This is a genomic window from Neobacillus cucumis (assembly GCF_016908975.1).
Classification (GTDB): Bacteria; Bacillota; Bacilli; order Bacillales; family Cytobacillaceae; genus Neobacillus; species Neobacillus cucumis.
Map to the genome: position 1 here is coordinate 1 of NZ_JAFBEX010000005.1, position 19,032 is coordinate 19,032.

The 19,032-nt window shown below is 39.1% G+C and carries 19 protein-coding genes; 15 read left to right on the forward strand and 4 right to left on the reverse strand.

The features are described from left to right. Positions 1-495 precede the first annotated feature (495 nt). Positions 496-1,503: a rod-share determining protein MreBH gene (gene mreBH, locus JOC76_RS07700; RefSeq protein ID WP_205177025.1), complete on the reverse strand. Its 1,008-nt coding sequence runs from the start codon at positions 1,501-1,503 to the stop codon at positions 496-498. A 305-nt stretch (positions 1,504-1,808) separates the two neighbouring features. On the opposite strand from mreBH, the gene miaA reads away from it, so the two are divergent. The 3 genes from miaA to spoVK all read left to right on the forward strand — a co-directional run bounded on the left by miaA (position 1,809) and on the right by spoVK (position 4,153). After that, positions 1,809-2,765 (forward strand): tRNA (adenosine(37)-N6)-dimethylallyltransferase MiaA, encoded by a 957-nt coding sequence (miaA, locus tag JOC76_RS07705; RefSeq protein ID WP_205177269.1) that lies wholly within the window; start codon positions 1,809-1,811, stop codon positions 2,763-2,765. Positions 2,766-2,791: 26 nt separating this feature from the next. Beyond that, positions 2,792-3,022, forward strand: coding sequence for an RNA chaperone Hfq (gene hfq / locus JOC76_RS07710; protein ID WP_007083878.1), 231 nt, complete (start codon positions 2,792-2,794; stop codon positions 3,020-3,022). Positions 3,023-3,205: 183 nt separating this feature from the next. Beyond that, positions 3,206-4,153 carry a stage V sporulation protein K gene (gene spoVK, locus JOC76_RS07715; RefSeq protein WP_205177026.1) on the forward strand — a complete coding sequence of 316 codons (948 nt, stop codon included), beginning with the start codon at positions 3,206-3,208 and terminating at the stop codon, positions 4,151-4,153. A 19-nt stretch (positions 4,154-4,172) separates the two neighbouring features. On the opposite strand, the gene JOC76_RS07720 is transcribed toward spoVK, so the two are convergent. Then, positions 4,173-4,811 (reverse strand): trimeric intracellular cation channel family protein, encoded by a 639-nt coding sequence (locus JOC76_RS07720; RefSeq protein ID WP_205177027.1) that lies wholly within the window; start codon positions 4,809-4,811, stop codon positions 4,173-4,175. A 199-nt stretch (positions 4,812-5,010) separates the two neighbouring features. On the opposite strand from JOC76_RS07720, the gene hflX reads away from it, so the two are divergent. The 4 genes from hflX (at position 5,011) to glnA (ending at position 9,475) form a co-directional block, all read left to right on the forward strand. Further along, positions 5,011-6,270, forward strand: a complete 1,260-nt coding sequence (gene hflX / locus JOC76_RS07725; RefSeq protein WP_205177028.1) for a GTPase HflX — start codon at positions 5,011-5,013, stop codon at positions 6,268-6,270. Between the two features lie 14 nt (positions 6,271-6,284). Further along, positions 6,285-7,571: a methionine gamma-lyase family protein gene (locus JOC76_RS07730; protein WP_205177029.1), complete on the forward strand. Its 1,287-nt coding sequence runs from the start codon at positions 6,285-6,287 to the stop codon at positions 7,569-7,571. A 155-nt stretch (positions 7,572-7,726) separates the two neighbouring features. Continuing rightward, positions 7,727-8,104, forward strand: coding sequence for a MerR family transcriptional regulator (locus JOC76_RS07735; RefSeq protein ID WP_205177270.1), 378 nt, complete (start codon positions 7,727-7,729; stop codon positions 8,102-8,104). Positions 8,105-8,140: 36 nt separating this feature from the next. Next, the gene (gene glnA / locus JOC76_RS07740) at positions 8,141-9,475 is read left to right on the forward strand and encodes a type I glutamate--ammonia ligase (RefSeq protein ID WP_205177030.1); all 1,335 of its coding nucleotides are present in this window, start codon (positions 8,141-8,143) and stop codon (positions 9,473-9,475) included. Positions 9,476-9,758: 283 nt separating this feature from the next. On the opposite strand, the gene lexA is transcribed toward glnA, so the two are convergent. Continuing rightward, positions 9,759-10,382 carry a transcriptional repressor LexA gene (gene lexA, locus JOC76_RS07745; protein WP_205177031.1) on the reverse strand — a complete coding sequence of 208 codons (624 nt, stop codon included), beginning with the start codon at positions 10,380-10,382 and terminating at the stop codon, positions 9,759-9,761. Positions 10,383-10,542: 160 nt separating this feature from the next. Here lexA and yneA point away from each other — a divergent pair, with 160 nt between their 5' ends. The 8 genes from yneA to JOC76_RS07785 all read left to right on the forward strand — a co-directional run bounded on the left by yneA (position 10,543) and on the right by JOC76_RS07785 (position 18,837). Next, complete coding sequence (gene yneA, locus JOC76_RS07750) at positions 10,543-10,863, forward strand: cell division suppressor protein YneA (protein WP_205177032.1); 321 nt, start codon at positions 10,543-10,545, stop codon at positions 10,861-10,863. Positions 10,864-10,875: 12 nt separating this feature from the next. After that, positions 10,876-11,523 carry a YneB family resolvase-like protein gene (locus tag JOC76_RS07755; protein ID WP_205177033.1) on the forward strand — a complete coding sequence of 216 codons (648 nt, stop codon included), beginning with the start codon at positions 10,876-10,878 and terminating at the stop codon, positions 11,521-11,523. Positions 11,524-11,596: 73 nt separating this feature from the next. Further along, positions 11,597-11,827, forward strand: a complete 231-nt coding sequence (locus JOC76_RS07760) for a DUF896 domain-containing protein (protein ID WP_098528585.1) — start codon at positions 11,597-11,599, stop codon at positions 11,825-11,827. A 202-nt stretch (positions 11,828-12,029) separates the two neighbouring features. Beyond that, on the forward strand, positions 12,030-14,036 hold the full coding sequence (gene tkt / locus JOC76_RS07765) for a transketolase (protein WP_205177034.1): 2,007 nt from the start codon (positions 12,030-12,032) through the stop codon (positions 14,034-14,036). A 390-nt stretch (positions 14,037-14,426) separates the two neighbouring features. Further along, entirely contained in the window at positions 14,427-14,867 is a 441-nt protein-coding gene (gene sirA / locus JOC76_RS07770) for a sporulation inhibitor of replication protein SirA (RefSeq protein ID WP_205177035.1), read from the forward strand. Between the two features lie 73 nt (positions 14,868-14,940). Further along, complete coding sequence (locus JOC76_RS07775) at positions 14,941-15,153, forward strand: YneF family protein (RefSeq protein WP_205177036.1); 213 nt, start codon at positions 14,941-14,943, stop codon at positions 15,151-15,153. Positions 15,154-15,290: 137 nt separating this feature from the next. Then, a complete protein-coding gene (locus JOC76_RS07780) occupies positions 15,291-17,051 on the forward strand; it encodes an ABC transporter transmembrane domain-containing protein (RefSeq protein WP_205177037.1) in 1,761 nt (586 codons plus the stop codon). Further along, on the forward strand, positions 17,044-18,837 hold the full coding sequence (locus tag JOC76_RS07785; protein ID WP_205177038.1) for an ABC transporter ATP-binding protein: 1,794 nt from the start codon (positions 17,044-17,046) through the stop codon (positions 18,835-18,837). Before JOC76_RS07780 ends, JOC76_RS07785 begins: the two co-directional genes overlap by 8 nt. Positions 18,838-18,879: 42 nt before the next feature. Here the strand turns inward: JOC76_RS07785 and JOC76_RS07790 are convergent, their stop codons facing one another. Beyond that, positions 18,880-19,032 carry a Spo0E family sporulation regulatory protein-aspartic acid phosphatase gene (locus tag JOC76_RS07790; RefSeq protein ID WP_239557608.1) on the reverse strand — a complete coding sequence of 51 codons (153 nt, stop codon included), beginning with the start codon at positions 19,030-19,032 and terminating at the stop codon, positions 18,880-18,882.

Consider the following 19,032-nt stretch of genomic DNA (forward strand, 5'->3'; position numbering starts at 1 on the left):
TAATTATATTGCCCGCAGGCAGGCTCAATAATAGGAAGTCAGTCAAAATAAATGATTATATTGCCTGCTGGCAGGCGCAATAATAGGAAGTCGGTTAAAATAAATGATTATATTGCCCGCAGGCAGGCGTAATAATAGGAAGTCGGTCAAAATAAATGATTATATTGCCCACAGGCAGGCGCAATAATAGGAAGTCGGTCAAAATAAATAATTATATTGCCCGCAGGCAGGCTCAATAATAGGAAGTCAGTCAAAATAAATGATTATATTGCCTGCTGGCAGGCGCAATAATAGGAAGTCGGTCAAAATAAATGATTATATTGCCCACAGGCAGGCGTAATAATAGGAAGTCGGTCAAAATAAATGATTATATTGCCCGCAGGCAGGCAAATATTAGAAAATCGGTCAAAATAAAAAATTATTTTGACCAAAAATAAGGATTACCTATCACACAAAGAAAAAGGCTACAGGAAATCCTGTAGCCTTTTAAAATATCTATTTTACACCAGCGTGAATCTTATTAATATATTGCAACGCTTGTCCAGTTCCAACCGCAACAGACTCCAACGGGCTTGTTGAAAGATGGACCGGAACGAAAATTTCCTTACTTAGCCACGCTTCCATTCCATTCAGCAACGATCCGCCACCAGTCAGAATGACACCTCGATCTACAATATCACCACTTAACTCGGCTGGACAATCCTCAAGCGTAGCCCGAATTGCCTCCAAAATATGAAGCAGTGATTCCCTAATTGTGTTGCGAATCTCATAAGATGATAGCGTAATAGTTTTCGGCAGACCGGTTACCAAATCACGACCGCGCACATCCATAAACTTTTCCTCATGATCAATTAGTGCATAACCAATTTCCATTTTAATATTTTCAGCCGTTCTTTCTCCAATTAAAACATTATACTCTTTGCGGACAAATTGAATGATATCGTCATCCAAGCGATCGCCGCCAACTTTAATCGAGTGGCAGGCCACTACACCACCAAAAGAGATAATCGCTACTTCGGTATTACCACCGCCAATATCGACAACCACATTGGCAACAGGCTCATCGACAGGCATTCCTGCTCCGAGCGCAGCCGCTACAGGTTCCTCAATCAGAGTAATTTTCTTTGCACCCGCATTACGGACTGCATCCTGAATCGCTCTGCGTTCCACACTAGTCGAACCCGAAGGAATACATACCACCACGTTTGGCTTACGAAGAGCGAAACCTAATTTTTTAGATGCCTTGCGGATTACGCTTTTAAGCATTTCTGTCGTGACATCAAAATCTGCAATAACCCCATCTTTTAACGGTCGGATGGCGACGATTTTTTCCGGTGTCTTCCCGATCATCTCTTTGGCTTCAATCCCAACCGCCACGACATTCTTTGTATTCGTATCTATGACCACAACCGATGGCTCGTTAAGAACAATTCCTTTAACTTTGCTATAGACCAATATATTAGCAGTTCCTAAATCAATCCCAATATCAAAATTAGAAAGCATTTTTATTCACCTATTCCTAAATTATTAAGTACATTTAAAAACTACGATTAAGCCTAACATGAATTTGGGGGTAGATGGTCGTTTGTAAATGAACCGTTATGTTTTTGTAATGTTATGAGGATTATTTTGCAAAATTGTAAGAAATGTGTCGAAAAAATCATATTTGTCATTGCATAGAAATGATGTTTTTTGTATATAATTGTTTGATGTTCTACTGCTTATTAAAATTGTGTTACCATAAAGGGGTGGAAGTGGAGTAGACATCTTCCACCACTGAAATAAAGCATAAGGCAGTGAGAAAAATCGTGGATTCCAACCAAAAATTATTAGTTATTATTGGCCCTACTGCAGTGGGAAAAACCAACCTGAGTATCGAAATGGCGAAACGCTATAACGGTGAAATTATTAGCGGAGATTCCATGCAAATCTATCGAGGAATGGATATAGGGACAGCGAAAATAACAAAAGAGGAAATGCAAGGTATCCCACATCATTTAATTGATATCAAGGACCCGGAGGAAAATTTTTCAGTTGCAGAATTTCAACTCCTCGTTCGTGCTAAAATAAATGAGATTGCCAAAAGGGGGAAGTTTCCCATCATTGTTGGCGGGACAGGGCTATACGTACAGTCTGTCATTTATGACTATCAATTTTCAGATGTTCCCGGTGACGAGACTTTACGGAAAGAGCTTGAGGAAAGAGCAAAAGGCATTGGAAATGAAGCATTGTACAAAGAATTGCAAAAGATTGACCCAGAAAATGCTACTCAAATACATCCAAATAATGTAAGGAGAGTCATTCGGGCCCTAGAGATATTTCAGTTGACAGGGAAAACCATGAAAGAATTCCAGAGTAATCAACAGCCGGATTTATTATACGAGACAGCTCTTGTTGGTTTAACGATGGACAGGGAAATGCTATATGATCGCATCAACCGAAGGGTAGATTTAATGATTGAGCAAGGACTTCTTGATGAGGTAAAATCCTTATTTCAAAAGGGTCTTCGTGAATGTCAATCCATCCAAGCAATCGGCTATAAAGAAATTTATGACTTTTTAGATGGTAAAATGACTTGGGATGATACGGTAGAGCAACTAAAACAAAACTCTAGAAGGTATGCCAAAAGGCAAATGACTTGGTTTCGAAACAAAATGGATGTACAATGGTTTGACATGACAGATGTGAATAATCTCTCAAAAAAAATAGGGGAAATTTCACAATATGTTGAAGGAAAGCTGCAAGTAAAATCGAATACATATTAGTAGAGATAAAAGAGGAGGATATACAAATGAAAACAACAATTAATATTCAAGACCAATTTCTGAACCAGTGCCGCAAAGACAACACCCATGTAACGGTGTTCCTATTAAATGGTTTTCAATTAAGAGGCCAAATCAAGGGCTTTGATAATTTTACCGTTTTATTTGAATCAGAGGGGAAACAGCAATTAGTATTTAAGCATGCTATTTCCACTTTTGCGCCGCAGCGAAATGTCCAGCTTGAGTTGGACAATCAATAAATTTTTAAAAGAATCGAGCCCTTCAATCGGGCTCTTTTTTAATTTAATCAAATAAACTTTAATGAATTCAGAGGATTGTGAATACAAATAGTATGAAGGATTATGCCTAACCTAAAACACTTCGTTAATAGCTTTTATCAAGCTGCCTTATGTATACTGTCTGCTGAATGAGAGGTGATAGCTTTGGATCAACCATTTCGTACAAGAAGTAACGGCCAAATAAGGGTGGTACTCAATTCACATGAGCAAACAACAGTAAGAAAAGAGGTACCAGATTTTCAAGTTGTTCCAAAGGTCATTCCCCCAGAGCACACCGCATTAAAAGAAATTGAAGAAGAGCTCGGGGCATTGGTTGGCATGGAAGAAATGAAACGCATGATAAAGGAAATTTACGCATGGATTTACGTGAATAAAAAACGAGAAGAAATGGGGCTGAAGGCAAGAAAGCAAGCCCTCCATATGATGTTTAAAGGGAACCCCGGAACAGGGAAAACCACTGTGGCCAGATTAATTGGCAAGTTGTTTCAAAAAATGAGTGTGCTCTCCAAAGGACACTTAATTGAGGCTGAGAGAGCAGACCTCGTGGGCGAGTATATTGGGCATACTGCTCAGAAAACCAGGGATTTAGTGAAAAGGGCTCAGGGTGGAATTCTTTTCATTGATGAAGCCTACTCCTTAGGACGTGGCGGGGAGAAGGATTTTGGGAAGGAAGCCATTGATACACTGGTCAAACATATGGAGGATAAGCAACATGAATTTATCTTAATTTTAGCTGGGTATTCAAGGGAAATGGATCATTTTCTAACCTTAAATCCTGGTCTTCATTCTCGTTTTCCCTTAGTGATTGATTTCCCGGATTATAATATTGATCAGCTGATGGAAATTTCGGCAAGAATGTTGAAGGAAAGAGAATATACGCTTAGCCATGAGGCCGAAAAGAAATTACGAGATCATTTGATTTGGGTAAAGGCTGTCTTAAATCCTACTAGTTTTTCAAACGGAAGATATGTCCGGAACGTCATTGAAAAATCCGTTCGGGCACAAGCGATGCGCTTGCTAATGTTAAATAGCTATGATCGGCACGAACTCATGACACTTAGGAGCAATGATTTGGTATTTGAAGAGGATTGAAAAAAATCGACGGATGCAATCATCCGCCGATTTTTTTATGACTTTGTAAGGTTTGTCCCACTCCGATACTTCGTGAAGGCAATTTCCAATCGAAGGTATAGGATAGAACGCGTAAACCTGTAACGAGAACAAACAGAGTATATAATTGCCAAGAATCCACGACAATCTCTAGACCAATGGCTAAACCGGCCAGTATAGCCCAGACAGCATAAATTTCCGCTCTTAATACAATTGGTTTTCTTCCGGCTAACAAATCACGAATGATTCCACCGCCAATTCCAGTTAAAACAGCCGCAACAATTACGGCACTAAGAGGGTGATGCATTTTCTCCGCATAAATGGCCCCCTGAATCGCAAAAGCGGACAAACCGATCGCATCGGTAAAGTTTCCCCATTTTTGCCAGTGACGTAGAAGATCGTTTGGAAATAAAAACACCGCCGTTATCGACAACAAGGCAATTTGAAAAAATAAACCTTGCTCCCATAAAGCGGAAACGGGAACCCCTATTAATAGATTCCGAATCGCTCCTCCGCCAAAAGCAGTGACAATACCTAAAATATAGACCCCTAAAATATCATATTCCTCTTCCATTGCTACAATGGCACCACTGACGGCAAAGGCAATGGTCCCAATCATACTTAAAACTTCCCATGTCATGTTTGATTTCTCCCCTGATTTTCGTCACAAAATCACTATGATAATAGTAAAAAACGCACAGTAACAAACAAATAAAATTGTATCATGCTGAAAGAAAATTACAACAATTTTTTTAATATGAAAAGGGTTGGGGAAAATTAGAGAAACCATTTAATTTTTGTTATGATGGGTATAAGCATGTATGGAAAGAAGGATGCCTATGGAACAAAAGGAAACAAAGGAAAAGGTTATTCTCGTTGGTTGTCATACAAATAGTGACGAGGATTTGCGTTTTGACTATTCAATGGAAGAGTTAGGTGCCTTAACTGAAACCGCACAAGGAGAGGTAATTGCTTCCTTAATCCAAAAAAGGGACCGCATCCATCCGGCAACCTATATTGGAAAAGGGAAAGTAGAAGAACTGAAAGCACTCGTCGAGGAGCTAGAAGCTGATATCGTCATTTTTAATGATGAACTTTCTCCAAGTCAAAAGCGAAATCTTGGCTCAGAAATGGATGCTCGGATTATTGACCGGACCCAACTTATTTTAGATATATTTGCACAAAGGGCTCGTTCAAAAGAGGGAAAGCTACAGGTTGAATTAGCTCAGCTGCAATACATACTTCCCCGCTTGGCCGGACAAGGGACGGCTTTATCACGGCTTGGAGCAGGAATTGGAACCAGAGGACCGGGGGAAACAAAATTAGAATCTGATCGAAGACATATCCGCCGCAGAATTGACGATATTAAAAGTCAGCTGTCCGTCATAGTTCAACATCGTGACAGATATCGAGAGCGCCGCAAGAAAAATAAGACCTTCCAAGTGGCCATCGTCGGCTATACGAACGCAGGAAAGTCAACCCTCTTTAATCGATTATCAGAAGCGGAGTCTTATGAGGAAAATCAATTGTTTGCTACGCTCGATCCAATGACACGCAAATTGATTTTACCAAGTGGTTTTTTAGCGTTGATTACGGATACAGTTGGATTTATTCAAGATCTACCTACAACCTTGATTGCGGCATTTCGCTCTACACTTGAAGAAGTAAAGGAAGCGGATTTGCTTCTACACGTGGTCGATATGTCAAACCCAGATTACTATCAGCATGAAAAAACGGTAAAAAAATTGCTAGATGACTTAGAAGTAAAAGATATTCCGCAAATAACCGTGTATAATAAAAGAGATATTCAACATCCAGATTTTGTTCCAACGGCCGATAACCCGACCATCTTTATTAGTGCCTTTGATGAAAAGGACCGCCAAGCTTTAAAGGAACAAATGCAAAAAGTGTTGATCGGCATGATGGAGTCTTACGAAGTAAAGATCCCTTCAACTGAAGGAAAGCTGTTGTCACAATTAAAAAATGATACCATCTTGAGAGAACTGGTTTTTGATGAAGAGGACCAATTTTACCGCTGTAAGGGCTTTACTCTCGCGGATCATCAAATCACCGGTCAATTACAGAAATTCACAATATAGTTAGGAGCTCCAACATGTTTCAACAGTTACAAAATGGGGAAAAGCTTTACTCCCTGGTTCGAAAAGTAGAACAACAAATTGCTGAAGTCCATAAAGAAATAGACGAAAAGATTGAAAGCAATCAATTTCGTGTCTTAAAAAGCTATCAAAAACACCGTGTTAGTGATACACACTTTATCCCGTCTACTGGCTACGGCTATGATGATATTGGCAGAGATACACTGGAACAAATCTATGCAGATGTGTTTGGCGGAGAAGCAGGGCTTGTCCGTCCCCAAATTATCTCCGGTACCCACGCCATTTCGATTGCCCTTTTTGGTGTCTTAAGACCAGGGGATGAACTTCTTTACATAACTGGTAAACCTTATGATACACTAGAAGAAATTGTTGGAATTCGCGGCAATGGGGTAGGCTCATTAAAAGAATTTGGAATTTCCTATGATAGTGTCGCCTTGACGGCTGAAGGAGCGATTAACTGGGATGAGGTTGCGGCAAAAATAAAACCGAATACCAAAATGATCGGGATTCAGCGCTCAAAAGGATATGCCACAAGACCGTCTTTTACCGTAGAGGAAATAGGTCAGATGATTTCCTTTGTTAAAGAAATTAAGTCGGAACTGGTGGTATTCGTAGATAACTGTTACGGTGAATTTGTCGAGGAACAAGAACCTTGTCATGTGGGAGCCGATCTAATGGCTGGGTCTTTAATTAAAAATCCTGGCGGTGGTCTAGCGAAAACGGGCGGCTATATCGTCGGGAAAAAACAATGGGTAGAAGCCTGTTCTTACCGAATGACCTCTCCGGGGATCGGAGCTGAGGCGGGAGCTTCCCTATATAGCCTTCAAGAAATGTATCAAGGCTTCTTTCTTGCACCGCATGTGGTCGGGCAGGCTTTAAAAGGAGCCGTTTTTACCGCGGCAATGCTTGAGGAATTGGGGATGAATTCATCTCCTAAATGGGATACCAAAAGGACTGACCTTATCCAGTCTGTCCAATTCGATGATCGCGATAAAATGGTGTCTTTTTGCCAGGCCATTCAGTTTGCGTCACCGATTAATTCCTATGTCACACCCCATCCAAGCTATATGCCTGGCTATGAAGATGATGTCATCATGGCAGCTGGAACGTTTATTCAAGGTGCTAGTATTGAACTGACTGCTGATGGTCCGCTTAGACCACCATATGTGGCGTATGTCCAGGGTGGTTTGACCTATTCGCATGTGAAAATGGCGATCTGTTTAGCGATTGACCAATTAGTAAATAAGGGATTAATTAGTCTCGAACAGGGCAATATAAAATAGGAAAAGATTTAAAAAAATGTTCAATATTTCTAAAAAAACGTGTAACATAATCTTACGCAACATTGACATCTTTTCTCACACTAAATATAATTAGATTATGATTGACTATTAAAGGGAGGAGAAATTTGGTGAGTGGAAAAGAAATACGTCGTTCCATGCCCTTGTTTCCAATCGGAACGGTCATGCAGTTAACAGAGTTAACCGCAAGACAAATCCGCTATTATGAAGAACACCAATTGATTTCTCCAGCAAGAACCGAGGGAAACAGACGTCTATTCAGTTTAATTGATATTGATAGACTATTAGAAATTAAAGATTTGATTGACCAAGGTGTGAATATGGCTGGAATTAAGCAATTGTTCATGGTCAAAGAGCATCAGGAACCAAATGTAATCGAAAAACAAACTGAAAAACAAAAACAAAATCTAACAGACGATCAACTTAGAAAACTTCTTCGAAATGAATTAATGCATTCAGGCAGAAACAATCGATCTACATTACGCCAAGGCGATATGTCTCGATTTTTCCATTAAGTTTAATTATTCTTTTAAAAAGTAGGGGGAATTATGATGCCAAAGTATTCAAGAGATGACATCCAACGGATGGCGAAGGAAGAAAATGTGAAGTTTATCCGTCTTCAATTTACCGACATTCTTGGAACAATCAAAAATGTTGAGATTCCAATTAGCCAGCTGGAAAAAGCACTTGATAACAAAATGATGTTTGATGGTTCTTCTATTGAAGGATTTGTACGTATCGAAGAGTCTGACATGCTTTTATATCCAGACCTTAACACTTGGGTTGTTTTCCCTTGGACTGCTGAAAAAGGTAAAGTAGCTCGTTTAATCTGTGATATTTATACTCCAGAAGGAAAACCTTTTGAAGGGGATCCACGTAATAACTTAAGAAGAGTCTTAAAAGAAATGGAAGATCTTGGATTCACTAACTTCAACCTTGGACCTGAGCCAGAATTTTTCTTATTCAAATTAGATCAAAAAGGTGAACCAACATTAGAACTTAACGACCAAGGCGGATACTTTGACTTAGCACCAACAGATCTAGGTGAAAACTGCCGTCGTGACATCGTTCTTGAGCTAGAAGAAATGGGCTTTGAAATCGAAGCATCACACCATGAAGTAGCTCCTGGACAACATGAAATTGATTTTAAATATGCAGATGCCCTAACAGCATGTGACCAAATTCAAACGTTCAAACTTGTTGTAAAAACAATTGCTCGTAAGCATGGCTTACACGCTACCTTTATGCCAAAACCATTATTCGGTGTTAATGGTTCAGGTATGCACTGTAACCTTTCCTTATTCAAAAATGGACAAAATGCATTCTATGAGCCATCTGGAAATCTTGAATTAAGTGATACAGCTCGTCAATTCATCGCTGGTATCCTAAAGCATGCTCCAGCATTTACAGCTGTAACGAACCCAACTGTAAACTCATTTAAGCGTTTAGTACCTGGTTATGAAGCACCTTGTTATGTAGCGTGGTCTGCTAGAAACCGTTCACCACTCATTCGTATTCCAGCATCTCGTGGTTTAAGTACACGTGTAGAAGTACGTAGTGTTGACCCAGCAGCAAACCCATACCTAGCAATGGCTGTTCTATTAAAAGCAGGTTTAGATGGTATTAAAAATAAATTAACTCCTCCAGCTCCAGTAGACCGTAACATCTATGTAATGAGCAAGGAAGAAAGAATCGAAGAAGGAATCATCGATCTTCCAGCAACTCTTGCTCAAGCATTAGATCAGTTAAAGGCTGATGAAGTAATCGTTTCTGGTTTAGGAGAGCACATCTTCGAACATTTTGTAGAAGCAAAAGAAATTGAATGGGATATGTTCCGTACTGTCGTTCACCAATGGGAACGCGATCAGTACATGAGCATGTACTAAGAGATAAAATAAGTCCTAGCGCTGTGTGGCGCTGGGGCTTTTTGTTTTTATACGAATAGCTTTCTGCGGGGTGATTTTGATTGATATGGAAAAGGGAAAGGTTCTTCATCGGTTGTGAAGGACAAAATTCAAGTTTGGGATTAGGAAATTGTTCTTCATCATAAGTTTGAAAGACAAAAAGCGATTGAGAAAAAGGAAACTGTCCTTAATAGCAAAATAAAGTCGAAATCAACTAGAAGATCCCAACCCAAATATAAAAGAGAGCTAAATTAGCTCTCCAAGATTAATGAATATGACGATATACCCCAATCACTTTTCCCAGAATCGATACATTCCGTAAAATAATCGGCTCCATCGTAGAATTTTCTGGCTGCAGACGGATATAGTCTTTTTCTTTAAAGAATCTCTTACATGTTGCTTCATCATCTTCGGTCATCGCAACAACAATATCCCCATTATTAGCCGTTTGCTGTTGTTTGACAATTACATAGTCTCCATCAAGTATTCCGGCTTCTATCATACTTTCACCCATGATTTCTAGCATAAACACTTGCTCATCAGCAGGGGCTAAGCTTTCAGGCAGCGGAAAGTACTCTTCAACATTTTCGATGGCTGTAATTGGCAGACCTGCTGTTACTTTTCCGACCACAGGAACATTCACGACTTTATTTCTAGGAATCTGTGCTGCTTCATCTGCATCTAGTATTTCGATTGCTCTAGGTTTGGTAGGGTCTCTTCGAATGAGGCCTTTACTTTCCAAGCGGGCCAGATGACCGTGGACCGTAGAACTGGAAGCAAGTCCTACTGCCTCTCCAATTTCCCTCACTGAAGGCGGATAACCCTTACTTTTAACCTCATCCTTGATAAACTCCAGGATATCCTGCTGCCGCTTTGATATCTTTACCATGATAAAATGCACCTCGTCTGGTTATTGTTGTATTTATTATAGCATGTTCATCTGCCTTATACAAACATAAGTTCGAGAAAATGGTTGACATCAAACAAACGTTCGGACTATAATGAGCTTAAATAAAAAGAGAACATATATTCTATAAGAGGTGCGGATCATGAAAAAATTATGGAATCAATACTCATATGCTATAACTCTAATATTGCTTAGCTTTACTATCGCTTTTGTTATCCTATTAAAACATCAATCAGATGATCAATATGTTAAAGTAACTATATCTGAAGGAGATACACTTTGGACCATTTCCGAACAATTTGCTGATCAGCATTCATTATCAAACAAAGAGTTCGTCAGTTGGGTGAAAAAACATAATGAAAATATCAAAGATCAAATTTATCCGGGTGAAAAGATTGTCATTCCTGTAAGTAAAAACGACCAAGCCAACACAACAGAACTAGCGAGTGCACCAAAGGAATAGAAAGGGAAAAGAATGAAAGCCATTATATACTGCCGAGTAAGTACGAATAAAGAAACACAAGAAACATCCTTACAACGTCAGGAAGAAGAATTAATTCAGCTTGCCAGAGAGTATGGATTGGAAATTGAGACGATTATAAAAGAACAAGCAAGCGGGTATGAGTTTGAAAGAGAAGGAATACTAGAGGTTTTAGAGCGAATTAAAGAACCACAAGTACAAGCCTTGTTAATACAAGATGAAACACGGCTTGGAAGAGGAAACGCTAAAATCGCGCTCTTGCATTGCATATTAAAAGAAGGAATAAAACTATATAGTATTTCACATAGTGGCGAATTAGAGCTGTCAGAATCGGACTCAATGGTATTAAAAATTGTCAGCATGGTAGAAGAATATCAACGCAAGCTCCATAATGTAAAAATTAAACGAGGGATGAAACGAGCAGTAGAGCAAGGGTATAGACCTGAAAAAAATTTAAAAAATCTTGGACAATCCTCTGGAAGGGACAAAATTGAGGTCCCTATTGAACAAATTATTCGTTTACGAAACAACGACCTAACATTTGCTGAAATTGCCGCTACCCTTAGAGGTTTTGGTTATAACATTTCCAAAGCCACTGTCCATAGAAGATATCAGGAATATATAGAATCACAGAAGCAATAGGCCATTATCTTGTCATAATGGCTTTTTTTTAGTAAAATCAAGTGTCACCATTTGATAGAAAGGATGGATGGGAATGCTTTCAAAAGAAAAAATGGCTCGCATCAATGAACTGGCGAGAAAAGCAAAATCTTCAGGATTAACAGAGCTTGAAGCAAAAGAGCAATCCAAATTAAGAAGTGAATATTTAGCCACTTTCCGGGCAAATATGCTCGATACATTAACAAATACAAAGTTTATTGACCCAGAAGGCAATGATGTGACACCGGAAAAATTAAAAGCTAGAAAAAATAGACCCCTTCATTAATTTCCTTTTATTAATATAAACCTCGCTTAAATATTTAAGCGAGGTTTTATTTTTACCATTACATACATTCATCTCGTTTGTGAAAAAATAAGAAATAAAGGTCGATTTCTATCAGAATTTTTGTTTATTTGTTGAATTAATAGACAATGCAAGCTAATATTAAGGATGTATTTGTATTCGCGAACAAGAAAGGATGTAATTCATGTTTAATACTATTGATGATTTATCTGTAACATCTATTCGTACGCTTTCAATTGATGCAGTTGAGAAAGCGAACTCAGGGCATCCAGGTATGCCAATGGGTGCTGCACCAATGACATATACATTATGGACTAGATTCATGAACCATAACCCTAAGAATCCTCATTGGTTTAATCGTGACCGTTTTGTTTTATCTGCAGGTCATGGATCTGCATTGTTATACAGCATGCTCCACTTATCCGGCTATAACTTAAGCTTGGAAGATATTAAACAATTCCGTCAATGGGGAAGTAAGACACCTGGACATCCTGAATATGGCCACACTGAAGGGGTAGAAGCCACAACGGGTCCACTTGGACAAGGTATTGCGATGGCTGTCGGTATGGCAATGGCAGAGCGTCATGTTGCAAGTGTTTATAATAAAGATAACTATGAACTTGTGAACCATTTTACATACAGTATTTGTGGTGATGGTGACCTTATGGAGGGTGTTTCAGCAGAAGCAGCTTCACTTGCAGGTCATTTAAAATTAGGACGTTTAGTCGTTTTATATGATTCAAATGATATCTCGCTTGATGGTGACTTAGATAAATCATTCTCAGAAAGTGTTAAAGGCCGTTTTGAGTCCTACAACTGGCAATACCTGCGTGTAGAAGACGGGAATAACCTTGATGAAATTGCGAAAGCATTAGAAGAAGCTAGAAATGATCTTGACCGTCCAACATTGATTGAAGTTAGAACCATCATCGGTTATGGTTCACCAAATCATGCTGGTACTTCTGGTGTTCACGGATCACCACTAGGTGCCAATGAGTTAAAGCTTACAAAAGAAGCCTATAAATGGACCTTTGAAGAAGATTTCCACGTTCCACAAGAAGTTTATGAAAACTTCCAAAAACTTATCGTTGAAAATGGTGAGAAAAAAGAAAAAGAATGGAACGACTTATTCGCACAATACAAAAATGAATATCCTGAATTAGCTACACAGCTTGAACAAGCATTAAAGAATGAACTTCCTGAAGGCTGGGATAAGGATATTCCGGTTTACCAAGAAGGCAAAAGTTTAGCAAGCCGTGCCTCTTCTGGTGAAGCTCTAAATGGCATCGCTAAAAACCTTCCAATTTTCATTGGTGGTTCAGCTGACTTAGCAGGTTCAAACAAAACGATGATAAAAGGTTCAGCCGACTATATGCCAGGTGCATATGAAGGCCGCAATTTCTGGTTCGGTGTTCGTGAATTTGCCATGGGTGCAGCAATGAATGGTATTGCTCTTCACGGTGGCGTAAAAGTATTTGGAGGAACATTCTTCGTATTCTCTGATTACCTTCGTCCGGCGATTCGTCTAGCAGCCCTTATGGGACTACCTGTTACTTATGTATTTACACATGACAGTATCGCAGTAGGAGAAGATGGTCCAACACACGAACCAGTCGAACAGCTTGCAGCATTACGGGCAATGCCAGGTCTATCCATCATTCGTCCAGCAGATGGAAACGAAACAGCTGCCGCTTGGAAGCTTGCCGTTGAATCAACTAACAAGCCAACTGCACTTGTCTTGACTCGTCAAGATTTACCTACATTAAAAGGTACAGATACCAATGCATATGATGGAGTTTCAAAAGGTGCCTATGTCGTGTCTCCAGCTGATAAAGAAACAGCAGATGCACTACTTCTTGCAACTGGTTCAGAAGTGAGTCTTGCAGTTGAAGCACAAAAAGTCCTTGCTGGCGAAGGTGTCCAAGTTTCTGTTGTCAGCATGCCATCATGGGATCGCTTTGAACAGCAATCTCAAGATTACAAAGATTCTGTACTTCCAAGAAATGTGAAAAAACGTCTTGGAATTGAAATGGGAGCCTCTTTCGGCTGGCATAAATATACAGGTGACGAAGGCGATGTAATCGCAATCGACCAATTCGGTGCATCGGCACCAGGTGAAAAAGTTATGGAAGAGTACGGCTTCAGCGTTAATAATGTGGTAGCTCGTGTTAAAGCACTTTTACAAAAATAAAGTAAGTAAAGAGAACGGATATTCCGTTCTCTTTTTTGGTTGTCTTTTGTAATAAAATGGTAAATAAGCTGATTTGCTTTTTAAATGAGCCAATAAGGGCAAGAAATGAGCCAAACCCTGCAAATTATCGGCCATAAAGTCAAAATTTAGAGCCAATTACCCCCTAAATTGAGCCAATCCACCTTCCCACCCCGAAAATTAGGTTGCAATATTGTGAACATTGCTCAAATTAAAAGGAAAGTTCATGAATTCTACCGAAATCTATAAACGAACTGTTTAGTAACTTCATAATCGACAAAAGTAGTGAAAGTTTTTGCCGCCGTAAGACAAACGTTTTGTGAATGCTTTTTTATAATAGAAAAAAGGATTTCAACGAAGGGGAGAACAGTGGTGAGAAAATATCAGCTATATTTAATAGAAGATGAATTTGCCGCCCATTACTTCGGAAGAGAGCGAATTTTTTTTCAACTTTTTCATGAGCACCATTCATCTGACGGCGAGTTGAAATTTATTACACAAAAACAAATTATATATATCACGAAGAAGGTAGAGGTCTTAAAAATCCATAGTTTACTTCAAAAACAGCTCGGAAAAATGAAGGGATTTAAGGCAGATCACGGTGCATATACCATAAACTTAAGTGGAAAACTAAGCATGGCAAGGTTAGAAGTTTTTCAAGATTTAATAACAGTTGAAGCAGAAGGCAGCTATGAAGCAGAGACCGCTTTTTTTGAGGTACTTAGAAAATGTGAATCTTCCTTTATAGCGATTGACCTCGAACATGAGCGGATTGGGTGGTTAAAGCCTATAAAAGAAAGAAAATTTGTCTAATTGAAATGAGATATTGTTTTATTCCGTTTTATTTAGTACACTGTATGGTAGACAACATGAAGGAGGAAGTTTAATGTATTATGTACTAGTTGGTATACTGGCATTAGTAGCTGGTGTAGCACTAGGATTTTTCATTGCACGTAGATATATGATGACCTACCTGAAGAAAAATCCGCCAATCAATGAACAAATGTTAAAAATGATGATGATGCAAATGGGTATGAAGCCTTCTCAAAAGAAGATCAACCAAATGATGGCAGCCATGAACAAGCAGCAATCTAAATAAAAACGGACAAGCACTCATAATAGATGAGTGCTTTTTATCATTTTCTAAGTATTTATTAATTTGTAAAAATTTGATAAAATGATTACCTCGATGTTCGAAGTAATTACCTTGTGAATCAAGGATTTGGGGGTGTTTTATTGAAAGTTTTTTTACAATTAGGATGGTTTTTTAAACAAGAGAAAAAAGCTTATTTATCTGGGATTCTCATTTTATTATTTGTAGCGGTTCTTCAATTAATTCCTCCAAAAGTTATTGGCATCATCGCTGATGATATTCATGATGGAACGATTACAACAGGTCTTTTAATAAAATGGATTGTAGTCCTTTTGGCAGTAGGATTAACGATGTATGTACTACGATATTTTTGGAGAATCATGATTTTCGGTTCCTCCGTAAAACTTAGTCGTATTTTACGAGATCAGTTGTACCATCATTTTACGAAGATGTCGCCATCTTTTTACCAAAAAAGCCGAATTGGTGATCTAATGGCACATGCGACCAATGATCTATCTGCCATTCAGCAAACAGCTGGAATGGGGGTTCTAACACTCGTCGACTCCCTTTCAACCGGAGGATTTGTTATTATCGCGATGGCCTTGACGATTAGCTGGAAGCTGACCTTAATTTGTTTACTCCCAATGCCATTTATGGCGATGCTGACCAGCTGGTTTGGGACAATGTTACATAAAAGTTTCCACAAGGCACAAGAAGCCTTTTCCTCCTTAAATGATAAAACACAAGAGAGCATAACTGGGATAAAAGTCATAAAGACCTTTGGCCAGGAACAAGAAGATATTGAGGATTTCCGCAAGCAGTCGGAAGATGTCGTCCAAAAAAACCTTACCGTCGCGAAAATTGATTCCCTCTATGACCCGACCATCTCGATTATCGTCGGAATCTCTTTCTTTCTCTCAATAGCGTTTGGCGCGAAATATGTTCTTAATGGCGAGTTAACGATTGGTGAATTAATTTCGTTTACAACCTATTTAGGTCTATTAATTTGGCCGATGCTGGCATTTGGTTGGTTATTTAATATTGTTGAGCGCGGGCGTGCTTCTTATGACCGTGTTGCTGCACTCTTAAGAGAGAAAGTTGAAATCACCGACAAGCATAACGCATTAGCTACAATGCCAATGGGTGATATTGACTATAAGATTCAGGAATTCACTTACCCGGGGGAAACAAGACCTACTTTAAAAAATATCTTCTTTTCGCTCCAAAAAGGCGAGACACTCGGGATCGTTGGGAAAACAGGTTCAGGCAAAACCACGCTTCTAAAACTGCTCATCCGTGAATATGAAGGTTATCAAGGTGGAATTCTTTTTGATGGGAAAGCGCTTCAATCCTATAAGCTTGAAAAACTTCGCGAAGCCATTGGCTATGTGCCTCAGGATCATTTCTTATTTTCTGCTACCGTTGCCGAAAATATTGCTTTTACAGATCCGGAGGTTACGAGTGAGGAAATAGAAAGAGCAGCGAAACTAGCCAATATTCATGAGGATATTCTTCAATTTACTGATGGCTATCATACCGTGGTCGGAGAACGAGGTGTTTCTTTATCAGGTGGACAAAAACAGCGTATTTCCATTGCCCGAGCTTTGTTGATGATTCCGGAGGTATTAGTTTTAGATGATTCGTTGTCAGCCGTCGACGCCAAAACCGAAGAAGCAATCCTTTCTTCCTTGAGAGAGAATCGAGAAGGAAAAACAACCATCATCACTTCACACCGATTAAGTGCGATTCAACATGCCAATCTGATTTTAGTGCTTAACGAAGGAAAAATCGTGGAACGAGGGCAACATGAAGAACTAATGGAAAAAGACGGACGGTACAAGGAAATGTATTTACGCCAGCAGCTAGAAGAACTGGTGGAGCATGGGGGACATTCATATGGATGAGAAAACACAACTGTCAGAACGTGAACAAAGAAAGGTCTTATTCCGTCTTCTTTCCTATACAAAGCCGCATAAAAAAATCATCACTGTTGCCTTTGTGCTGCTGATTTTAACAACCATTGGAGATATTGTCCTTCCTTATCTAGTGAAAGTGTTTATTGATGATTATTTAACTCCTAGCAAGCTAATGTTTAGACCCTTAATGATACTAGGATCCATTTACATGGGGATTCAAGTAATTAAAGCGATTCTTTTATTCTTTCAATTAGTAAAATTTCAAGAGATAGCACTTTATATAATCCAGCAACTACGAATTGATGTATTTTCTAAGGTTCAGTCCCTTGGATTAAAATATTTTGACAAGACTCCGGCCGGAAGTATTGTTTCAAGGGTAACAAATGATACAGAAGCGATAAAAGATATGTTTGTTACGGTGATTGCCACTTTTATTCAAAGCGGGTTTTTACTGACAGGGATCTTTATTGCAATGTTTATCTTAAATGTGAAGCTTGCTTTATTGTGTGTCATCATTCTGCCGATTTTGCTGTTTGTGATGAATTTATACCGAAAATTAAGTTCAAGATTTTACCTCGATCTGCGTGAAAGATTGAGCCAGTTAAATGCAAAGCTTGCGGAATCTCTTTCCGGTATGCCGATTATACAGGTATTTCGTCAGGAAAAACGCCTTCGCCAGGAGTTTGGTGACATCAATCAGCAGCATTATAACGCGGGAATGAAAAATATTAAGATTGATGGCTTACTCTTAAGACCTGCGATTGATTTGATTTATATTTTTGCATTAATCCTTGTTCTAAGCTTCTTTGGAATTACCTCCTCCAGTCACACAGTAGAAATTGGAGTCATCTATGCTTTTATTAATTATTTAGACCGTTTTTTTGAACCGGTTAATCAAATGATGATGAGGCTTTCGCTCTACCAGCAAGCCATCGTGGCCGGTTCTCGTGTGTTTCAATTATTAGATGAAGAAGAATTAGCACCGGGCCAGCAACAGGAAAAAAACATTTCCATTGACAAAGGGAAGATTGAGTTTAAGAATGTCAGTTTCTCCTATGATGGAGCAAGAGATGTGTTAAAACATATTACTTTTACAGCCAATCCGGGCGAAACCGTTGCCCTTGTTGGTCATACAGGCAGTGGAAAAAGTTCAATTATTAATGTCATGATGCATTTCTATGAATTTGAACGAGGGGAAATTTTAATCGATGGGGAATCCATTCGACATTTTACGAAGCCTGAACTACGGGAGAAAATGGGCTTAGTACTTCAGGATCCATTTTTATTCTTTGGAACAGTAAAAGATAATATCCGCCTTCATAACGATAGGCTAACAGATGAGCAAATGATGGAGGCTGCGAAGTTTGTTCAAGCTCATTCATTTATTGAAAAATTAGAGGATGGCTATGAGCATAAAGTGGTAGAGCGAGGATCCACTTTTTCAAGTGGACAGCGGCAATTAATCGCATTTGCAAGGACCATTGCAGCCAATCCTAAAATATTGGTGTTGGATGAAGCAACGGCCAACATTGATACGGAAACAGAAGAAATGATTCAAACCGCTTTGGCCAAAATGCGGAAAGGTCGAACAACCATTGCGATTGCGCATCGCTTATCGACGATTCAGGATGCCGATTTAATCCTTGTCTTGCACCAAGGAGAAATAGTCGAGCGGGGGACCCATCAAGAACTGCTTGCCCTTGGAGGACTTTATCATAAAATGTTCCTGCTGCAAAATGGGGCGGTAGAGAGGTTAGAAGATGCGGTAAATTAGTAGAAAAAAGCCTTGCATGAATAGATATGCAAGGCTTACCTGTTAGTGGGCTGTGGATGGAACTTTTTTAATATATATTCTATTATATTCGTTTAGTAATTTATCAAGTTCCTGGCTGTAGCGAATTGCAACGGAGGATGTCAAGCCGTTCGTGATGGCGACTTGAATTAATTCAGCTCGCTTTGTTTCTATCAT

Coding starts and splice junctions, on each gene's coding strand:
- JOC76_RS07790 (WP_239557608.1), bottom strand. CDS start 19,032: ATGATAGAAACAAAGCGAGCTGAATTAATTCAAGTCGCCATCACGAAC.
- yneA (WP_205177032.1), top strand. CDS start 10,543: ATGAAAAAATTATGGAATCAATACTCATATGCTATAACTCTAATATTG.
- JOC76_RS07775 (WP_205177036.1), top strand. CDS start 14,941: ATGTATTATGTACTAGTTGGTATACTGGCATTAGTAGCTGGTGTAGCA.
- JOC76_RS07755 (WP_205177033.1), top strand. CDS start 10,876: ATGAAAGCCATTATATACTGCCGAGTAAGTACGAATAAAGAAACACAA.
- hflX (WP_205177028.1), top strand. CDS start 5,011: ATGGAACAAAAGGAAACAAAGGAAAAGGTTATTCTCGTTGGTTGTCAT.
- JOC76_RS07735 (WP_205177270.1), top strand. CDS start 7,727: ATGCCCTTGTTTCCAATCGGAACGGTCATGCAGTTAACAGAGTTAACC.
- glnA (WP_205177030.1), top strand. CDS start 8,141: ATGCCAAAGTATTCAAGAGATGACATCCAACGGATGGCGAAGGAAGAA.
- tkt (WP_205177034.1), top strand. CDS start 12,030: ATGTTTAATACTATTGATGATTTATCTGTAACATCTATTCGTACGCTT.
- JOC76_RS07730 (WP_205177029.1), top strand. CDS start 6,285: ATGTTTCAACAGTTACAAAATGGGGAAAAGCTTTACTCCCTGGTTCGA.
- JOC76_RS07785 (WP_205177038.1), top strand. CDS start 17,044: ATGGATGAGAAAACACAACTGTCAGAACGTGAACAAAGAAAGGTCTTA.
- hfq (WP_007083878.1), top strand. CDS start 2,792: ATGAAAACAACAATTAATATTCAAGACCAATTTCTGAACCAGTGCCGC.
- lexA (WP_205177031.1), bottom strand. CDS start 10,382: ATGGTAAAGATATCAAAGCGGCAGCAGGATATCCTGGAGTTTATCAAG.
- JOC76_RS07760 (WP_098528585.1), top strand. CDS start 11,597: ATGCTTTCAAAAGAAAAAATGGCTCGCATCAATGAACTGGCGAGAAAA.
- JOC76_RS07720 (WP_205177027.1), bottom strand. CDS start 4,811: ATGACATGGGAAGTTTTAAGTATGATTGGGACCATTGCCTTTGCCGTC.
- mreBH (WP_205177025.1), bottom strand. CDS start 1,503: ATGCTTTCTAATTTTGATATTGGGATTGATTTAGGAACTGCTAATATA.